3 protein-coding genes and 1 pseudogene are annotated in these 5,912 nt (G+C 50.5%); 1 reads left to right on the top strand and 3 read right to left on the bottom strand.

What is annotated here, in order from left to right:
- Positions 1-495: 495 nt before the first annotated feature.
- The 3 genes and pseudogenes from clpB to rluD form a co-directional block, all read right to left on the bottom strand.
- Positions 496-3,069 carry an ATP-dependent chaperone ClpB gene (clpB, locus tag BHE85_RS09840; protein WP_001235102.1) on the bottom strand — a complete coding sequence of 858 codons (2,574 nt, stop codon included), beginning with the start codon at positions 3,067-3,069 and terminating at the stop codon, positions 496-498.
- Positions 3,070-3,198: 129 nt separating this feature from the next.
- Positions 3,199-3,928: pseudogene (gene yfiH, locus BHE85_RS09835) on the bottom strand (purine nucleoside phosphorylase YfiH).
- A complete protein-coding gene (gene rluD, locus BHE85_RS09830) occupies positions 3,925-4,905 on the bottom strand; it encodes a 23S rRNA pseudouridine(1911/1915/1917) synthase RluD (protein WP_000079103.1) in 981 nt (326 codons plus the stop codon). The pseudogene yfiH and the gene rluD overlap by 4 nt, the downstream one beginning before the upstream one ends.
- 134 nt (positions 4,906-5,039) lie before the next feature.
- Here rluD and bamD point away from each other — a divergent pair, with 134 nt between their 5' ends.
- On the top strand, positions 5,040-5,777 hold the full coding sequence (bamD, locus tag BHE85_RS09825) for an outer membrane protein assembly factor BamD (protein ID WP_000197687.1): 738 nt from the start codon (positions 5,040-5,042) through the stop codon (positions 5,775-5,777).
- The last annotated feature ends 135 nt before the right edge of the window (positions 5,778-5,912 follow it).

The following is a 5,912-nucleotide window of genomic DNA, read 5'->3' as shown; positions in this document are numbered from 1 at the left end:
GTGTTAGGCCTGCCGCCAGCGTTCAATCTGAGCCATGATCAAACTCTTCAATTTAAAAGTTTGATGCTCAAAGAATTAAACTTCGTAATGAATTACGTGTTCACTCTTGAGACTTGGTATTCATTTTTCGTCTTGCGACGTTAAGAATCCGTATCTTCGAGTGCCCACACAGATTGTCTGATAAATTGTTAAAGAGCAGTGCCGCTTCGCTTTTTCTCAGCGGCGCGGGGTGTGCATAATACGCTTTCCCGCTACAGAGTCAAGCATTTTTTTGCTTTTCTCTGTTGAGATTCTCAGGAGAACCCCGCTGACCCGGCGGCGTGTTTGCCGTTGTTCCGTGTCAGTGGTGGCGCATTATAGGGAGTTATTCCGGCCTGACAAGCGAAAAATATAAAAACTTTATCGTTCGCTCATTTTTCAGGCAAAACATCTTAAATATAGTCTTTTCCGTCTAACTTATAGACAAAAACGAGCCCCGAAGGGCTCGTTTTATCATTACTGGACAGCGACAATCCGGTCTTCATTAACTTCCAGGCGAATCACTTTACCCGGAACCAATTCACCAGACAGTATTTGCTGTGCCAGCGGGTTTTCGATCTGCTGCTGGATAGCACGTTTCAAAGGACGTGCACCATAGACTGGATCGTAACCGTTCTCGCTCAGCAGTTTCAGCGCCTCGTCAGAAATGTGGATTTCATAACCACGTTCTTCCAGACGTTTGTACAGACGTTTCAACTGAATCTGCGCAATCGAGGCAATGTGCTGTTCACCCAGCGGATGGAAGACCACCACTTCATCAATACGGTTAATGAATTCCGGACGGAAGTTATGGCTTACCACACCGAGCACCAGCTCTTTCATGTGCGCATAATCCAGTTCACCGAAGCGTTCCTGAATCAAATCGGAACCGAGGTTAGAGGTCATAATGACAACCGTATTACGGAAGTCGACCGTTCTCCCCTGCCCGTCAGTCAGACGACCATCATCCAGTACCTGCAACAGAATGTTGAAGACATCCGGATGCGCTTTTTCCACTTCATCCAGCAGGATGACGGAATACGGACGACGACGCACAGCTTCGGTCAGGTAGCCACCTTCTTCATAACCGACATATCCCGGAGGCGCACCAACCAGACGAGACACCGAGTGTTTCTCCATAAACTCGGACATATCGATACGGACCATCGCCTCGTCGCTATCAAACATAAAGTTCGCCAGCGCCTTACAAAGCTCAGTTTTCCCCACACCCGTTGGGCCGAGGAACAGGAATGAACCAATCGGGCGATTTGGATCCGCCAACCCCGCACGGCTACGGCGAATAGCGTTAGATACCGCATCAACCGCTTCGTTCTGACCAATGACGCGATGGTGCAGTTCTTGCTCCATACGCAGCAGTTTTTCGCGCTCGCTTTCCATCATGCGAGAAACCGGAATCCCCGTCCAACGCGCCAGCACTTCAGCAATTTCGGCGTCGGTCACTTTATTACGCAACAGACGCATAGTTTTGCCTTCGAGCTGCGTTGCGGCTTCCAGTTGCTTTTCCAGTTCCGGGATTTTGCCGTATTGCAGTTCAGACATCCGCGCCAGGTCCCCCACACGGCGAGCCTGTTCAATAGCGATTTTCGCCTGTTCCAGTTCCGCTTTAATGGTCTGCGTACCAGAAAGCGATGCCTTTTCTGCTTTCCACTCTTCTTCTAACTCGGAGTACTGACGTTCTTTGTCGCTCAGTTCTTCGTTGAGCATATCCAGGCGTTTTTTACTGGCTTCATCAGACTCTTTCATTAACGCCTGTTGTTCCAGTTTGAGCTGGATGATACGACGATCGAGTCGGTCGAGTTCTTCTGGTTTTGAGTCAATCTGCATACGAATGCTGGATGCTGCTTCATCGATCAGGTCGATGGCTTTATCCGGCAGCTGACGGTCAGCAATGTAGCGATGAGACAACGTCGCTGCTGCAACAATTGCCGGGTCAGTAATTTGCACATGGTGGTGCAATTCGTAACGTTCTTTCAGGCCACGCAGAATCGCAATGGTATCTTCAACAGAAGGCTCGGCAACAAACACTTTCTGGAAACGACGTTCCAGCGCAGCATCTTTTTCGATGTACTGGCGATATTCGTCAAGCGTCGTGGCACCTACGCAGTGCAATTCACCACGCGCCAGCGCCGGTTTCAGCATGTTTCCGGCGTCCATTGCGCCATCGGCTTTACCCGCGCCGACCATGGTATGTAATTCGTCGATAAACAGGATGACGTTGCCTTCCTGTTTGGCAAGATCGTTAAGCACGCCTTTTAAACGTTCTTCAAACTCACCGCGATATTTCGCCCCAGCCACCAGCGCGCCCATATCCAGCGCCAGTACGCGGCGGCCTTTCAATCCTTCCGGCACTTCGCCGTTGATAATACGCTGCGCCAGACCTTCAACGATGGCAGTTTTACCGACGCCGGGTTCACCAATCAGTACCGGGTTATTTTTAGTACGACGTTGCAGCACCTGAATGGTACGGCGAATTTCTTCATCACGACCAATCACCGGATCGAGTTTGCCCTGTTCGGCTCGTTCGGTAAGGTCGATGGTATATTTTTTCAAAGCCTGACGTTGGTCTTCAGCACCTTGATCGTTCACGCTTTCACCTCCACGCATTTGTTCAATCGCTTGAGTAATGTTGGCGGTGGTCGCCCCTGCTGCTTTCAGGATGTCGGCCAGCGTGCCGCGAGACTCAAGTGCCGCCAGAACGAACAGTTCTGACGAGATAAAGTTATCACCTCGTTTTTGCGCCAGCTTGTCGCAAAGATTAAGAACGCGCACCAGATCCTGTGATGGCTGGACATCACCACCAGTACCTTCAACCTGCGGTAAACGATTTAATGCCTGATTGATATCTGTGCGCAACTGGCCAGCATTTATGCCAGCGGATGTTAATAAAGGACTAACCGAACCCCCTTCCTGATTCAGCAGGGCGCTCATTAAATGAAGTGGTTCGATGAATTGGTTGTCGTGCCCGAGTGCAAGTGATTGGGCATCGGCAAGAGCAAGCTGGAATTTATTAGTAAGACGATCCAGACGCATAACTCCTCCCATAACGGATCAAAGTTGCTACTGGAGATTAAATGAGGTCATCCCTCAATTATTCAAGGTTATTGACCAGATTAATGTGAAAAGAAAATCACGCGTACCGAATCGTCTTGATTCTTTAGGTTATATCAGCCAAATGAAACTTGCCATACGACCGGTGGTCTTGTCGCGACGATAAGAGAAGAAAGTCTCATTTTCCGTATATGTACAACGGTCGCCGCCGAAAATTTGCTCAACACCCACGTTCGCCAGACGCTGCCGGGCAAGCTGATAAATATCCGCCAGATACTTATCACCATGCTGAATGAAAGCTGCACTTGCTTTAGCGTCTACTGCCATAAACGCCTCGCGAACCTCCGCCCCCACTTCGAACGCGCGTGGACCAATTGCCGGCCCTAACCAGGCGAGAATGTTTTCAGGTTTATCAGCAAAACAGGAAACCGTCTCTTCCAGCACGCCTGCGCACAGTCCACGCCAGCCAGCATGAACGGCGGCGACTTCCGTTCCCGCTCGATTGCAAAACAGCACAGGGAGGCAGTCGGCAGTCATCACTGCGCAAACCGTGCCGCGTATTGCTATAAGAGGCATCCGCCCGTTTTGAGGCATAAGGTTCGCCAGTGAGCTTAAGCACATCTTTGCCGTGTACCTGCTCAAGCCAGACCGGTTTTGAAGGCAAATTTCCCGCAGCAAAAAGTTGCTTGCGATTCTCCTCTACGTGCTCCGGGTTATCACCACAATGAGCGCCAAGGTTGAGAGAGTCGTAAGGTGGCAAGCTCACGCCGCCGATACGGGTAGAGCTACAGGCCGCAACACCTTTTGGCAGCGGCCACTGCGGGACAATCAGCTTACTCATAACCAGTCCACTTCATCCTTATGCTCTTCGAAATCGGCGCGCATAACCTCAATCAACTCCACCATATCTTCTGGAATAGGCGCATGCCATTCCATTTCGATGCCGGAGATCGGGTGATAAAGACGCAGCATAGTTGCATGAAGCGCCTGGCGGTCAAACTTACGCAGCGTGGAGATAAACGCTTCCGAAGCACCTTTTGGCGGACGCGGACGGCCACCATAAACCGGATCGCCCACCAGCGGATGGGTAATATGCGCCATATGCACGCGGATCTGGTGCGTACGTCCGGTTTCCAGACGCAACCGCAGACGCGTGTGCACACGGAAGTGTTCCATGATGCGATAGTGAGTGACCGCCGGTTTGCCCATGGGATGCACCGCCATGTGAGTACGTTTGGTCGGGTGGCGGCTGATTGGTTCATCTACTGTACCGCCAGCGGTCATATGACCAATTGCCACCGCTTCATACTCACGAGTAATTTCACGCCTTTGCAAAGATTCGACTAAACGCGTCTGAGCCGGAACGGTTTTTGCCACAACCATCAGGCCAGTGGTGTCTTTATCCAGACGATGGACGATGCCCGCACGCGGTACATCGGCAATGGGCGGATAATAATGAAGCAACGCATTCAGTACCGTGCCATCCAGGTTACCCGCGCCAGGATGTACCACCAGGTCGCGCGGTTTATTAATGACGATGATATCTTCATCTTCATAGACGATATCCAGCGGGATATCCTGCGGTTCAAAACGCGCTTCTTCTTCAATCTCAGCGTTGATGGCAACCTGCTCGCCACCCAATACTTTTTCTTTCGGCTTATCACAAACTTTGCCGTTTACCAGCACGCGCTGGTCGAGGATCCATTCTTTTATTCGCGAACGTGAATAATCCGGGAACATTTCGGCCAAAGCCTGATCTAAGCGTTGACCGAGTTGGTTTTCGGACACCGTTGCAGTGAGCTGTACTCGTTGTGCCATATATACTGCTTCTTCGTTTATCGTTGGGGTTTTACGGCTTTGCCGTTTAATATAGTGTGCTATTGTAGCTGGTCTTAACCGGGAGCAGGAACAGAGAATCTCCCGTATTACATTTTGAGGAAAGTCAAAACGTCATGACGCGCATGAAATATCTGGTGGCAGCCGCCACACTAAGCCTGTTTTTGGCGGGTTGCTCGGGGTCAAAGGAAGAAGTACCTGATAATCCACCAAATGAAATTTACGCGACTGCACAACAAAAGCTGCAGGACGGTAACTGGAGACAGGCAATAACGCAACTGGAAGCATTAGATAATCGCTATCCGTTTGGTCCGTATTCGCAGCAGGTGCAGCTGGATCTCATCTACGCCTACTATAAAAACGCCGATTTGCCGTTAGCACAGGCTGCCATCGATCGTTTTATTCGCCTTAACCCGACCCATCCGAATATCGATTATGTCATGTACATGCGTGGCCTGACCAATATGGCGCTGGATGACAGTGCGCTGCAAGGGTTCTTTGGCGTTGACCGTAGCGATCGCGATCCTCAACATGCACGAGCTGCGTTTAGTGACTTTTCCAAACTGGTGCGCGGCTATCCGAACAGTCAGTACACTACCGATGCAACCAAACGTCTGGTATTCCTGAAAGATCGTCTGGCGAAATATGAATACTCCGTTGCCGAGTACTATACAGAACGTGGTGCATGGGTTGCCGTCGTTAACCGCGTAGAAGGCATGTTGCGCGACTACCCGGATACCCAGGCTACGCGTGATGCGCTGCCACTGATGGAAAATTCATACCGTCAGATGCAGATGAATGCGCAAGCTGAAAAAGTAGCGAAAATCATCGCCGCAAACAGCAGCAATACATAACAGAAACCTGAAACACAAAACGGCAGCCCTTGAGCTGTAATGCCGATCAGTTAAGGATCAGTTGACCGATCCAGTGGCTGTGTAAGAATCCGGAAACGCTCACTTGTTTCCGGATTTTTTTATGCACATTGGACA

Source organism: Shigella sp. FC1567, from assembly GCF_001743015.1.
GTDB classification, from domain to species: Bacteria; Pseudomonadota; Gammaproteobacteria; order Enterobacterales; family Enterobacteriaceae; genus Escherichia; species Escherichia coli.
The sequence above is the reverse complement of the archived record's forward strand: the minus strand, read 5'-3'. Positions and strand labels throughout refer to the sequence as shown.